Source organism: Mycobacterium simiae, assembly GCF_008370645.1.
GTDB lineage: Bacteria > Actinomycetota > Actinomycetes > Mycobacteriales > Mycobacteriaceae > Mycobacterium > Mycobacterium simiae_A.
The window spans coordinates 1-2,001 of record NZ_VTZN01000350.1; the positions used below are offsets into that span (position 1 = coordinate 1).

Consider the following 2,001-nt stretch of genomic DNA (forward strand, 5'->3'; position numbering starts at 1 on the left):
GGGGAGCTCCCCGCTGCCGGAGCATCTGGGCGTAGGTCCTGGCATCGCCGGAGGGCGTGGCGGTGACGGTGGCAACGCCTACCTGTTCGGATATGGCGGCGCCGGCGGACCCGGGGGTGAAGGCAGTCCCGGCATTGCCGATTTCAACGGCAGCGACGTATTCGCCGGTGGCGCCGGAGGCTCCGGCGGCAACGGCGGCGCAGGCGGGCTGATTGGTGGCGGCGGTCCCGGTGGTGCCGGCGGAGCCGGCGGTATGGGTACCACGAGCCTGGGTGGCGGCGCCAATGGTGGTGAGGGTGGCCCCGGCGGGCACGGCGGTTCCACCCGGTTCATCGGGTCCGGCGGTAACGGTGGCGAAGGTGGCCCGGGCGGGCGCGGTGGCAGTTCGCTGACCCTGGGTGTGGCCGACGGCAATGGAGGTAACGGCGGTGGCGGCGGTGGTGGCGGCACCGGTGGGATCTTCTTGGGTCCCGGCCCCCACAACGATGTGCTGCAACAGCTACTGCAGTACCGCGGCGGTCACGGCGGCTCCGGTGGTCGCGGTGGTAATGCCGGCTTCGACAGGGGTGTCGGGGCTATCCCGGGTGTCGGCGGCATCGGTGGCTCCGGCGGTGACGGCGGGAACCTCAACGGCTTGCCCGGCCTGCCAGGTCCCGATGCGCTGAACCAGGCTCTGTTCGCGTTGAGCTCCTGGCAGCCGGCGCAGGCATTGAATTCGCTGCTGCCCCAGGCGTCGACGCTGGAAGGTCAGTCGGGTGAGGCCGGTGTTGATCCCGGTCGAGAGCTGCACGGCAACGGCGGCGGCGGCGGGGTTTACGCGACCGGCGGTGGCGGCGGGGAAGGCGGCTCCGGCGCCTCGACGTAGACGGGTCACCAGCCCCGGCTAGACGTGGGCAACATCAAGCCGATGATCAGTGACCAGCGTCACGGCGCTAGCTTTTTCATTGCGGCGCAGATGGGCGCGATGGATCATGGTTCGACGTGCTCGGTGGGTTATCAGGCGGGGCCGGCGGCGACGCTTGGCGGTTCGGGAACGGCGGTGGCGCCTTCGGTTCGCCCGATCTCCCTGCTGCCGACGTCACGACCAAGGCTCGCGCCGCCCTAGTTTCACGCGTCTGCACGATCGTCAGGCGTGCTGCGGCAGCAACAGGCAGATACGCCATCTAGGCCCGGCGGTCACTCAGCGAACCGCTGCTCCGGAAGCTGCCCGAGAACACCCCGATCAGGCGTGACCAGCGCATTTCATGAGTTCCAAACGTTCGTCTCAGGGCGCCTCGACACACTTTGCGGAGATTGGCTTAGGAAGGCGCTTGGAGGACGCAGATGGCGTTCGTGATTGCGGTACCTGAGGTTGTCGACGTAGCGGCAACGGCGTTGGCGCGCATTGGCTCGACGATCAGCCAGGCCAACGTGTTCGCTGTGTTCCCGACAACGTCAATCGCGGCTGCTGGCACCGATGAGGTGTCGACTGCCCTTGCCGCACTGTTCGGGTCGCTCGGCCAGGAATATCAGGCGATCAGCGCCCATGGCGGTCGTTCATGACCAGTTCGTGCGCAACCTGCAGGCCAGCGCGGGTGGGTCGGGCGGAATGCTCGCCGACGGCGGTCGCGGAGGTAACGCCGGATTCTTTATCGGCAACGGTGGGAACGGTGGGTCGGGGGGGATCGCCCCGTTCGGTGCCGTCACCAACGATCCGGGACTCAGCGGCGGGCGCGGCGGTGACGGTGGCCACGCCTTCCTCTACGGAGTTGGCGGGGACGGTGGACCGGGTGGCGACGGAGCTCCCGGAGGCCGTGGCGCACTTTTTCAGACCGCGGTGAACCCCGGCGGCCGTGGCGGTGATGGCGGTCATGGCGGCACCGGTGGGCTGATTGGTGGCGGCGGGGCCGGTGGTGACGGTGGCGCCGGCGGTCGCGGTAGCGAAGACCTCAGTTTTGGCGCTATTGACGGCGGTAATGGCGGTGCCGGCGGCAACGGCGGTCCGGGCGGCAGCACCCGGCT

General features: G+C 69.2%; 2 protein-coding genes and 2 pseudogenes. All 4 read left to right on the plus strand.

Features of this window, described 5'->3' with window-relative positions; all coding sequences use genetic code 11:
* Nucleotides 1–865: pseudogene (locus F0Q45_RS28200) on the plus strand (PE family protein); the annotation flags it as partial.
* Nucleotides 866–907: 42 nt separating this feature from the next.
* The gene (locus F0Q45_RS25650; RefSeq protein ID WP_149656544.1) at nucleotides 908–1,105 is read left to right on the plus strand and encodes a hypothetical protein; all 198 of its coding nucleotides are present in this window, start codon (nucleotides 908–910) and stop codon (nucleotides 1,103–1,105) included.
* A gap of 218 nt (nucleotides 1,106–1,323) precedes the next feature.
* Complete coding sequence (locus F0Q45_RS28205) at nucleotides 1,324–1,542, plus strand: PE family protein (protein ID WP_188113169.1); 219 nt, start codon at nucleotides 1,324–1,326, stop codon at nucleotides 1,540–1,542.
* Nucleotides 1,526–2,001: pseudogene (locus F0Q45_RS25655) on the plus strand (hypothetical protein); the annotation flags it as partial. The gene F0Q45_RS28205 and the pseudogene F0Q45_RS25655, both read left to right, overlap by 17 nt.

Bases quoted from the DNA above. Each gene is read 5' to 3' on its own strand.
- F0Q45_RS25650 (WP_149656544.1), top strand. From the start codon at position 908: ATGATCAGTGACCAGCGTCACGGCGCTAGCTTTTTCATTGCGGCGCAG.
- F0Q45_RS28205 (WP_188113169.1), top strand. From the start codon at position 1,324: ATGGCGTTCGTGATTGCGGTACCTGAGGTTGTCGACGTAGCGGCAACG.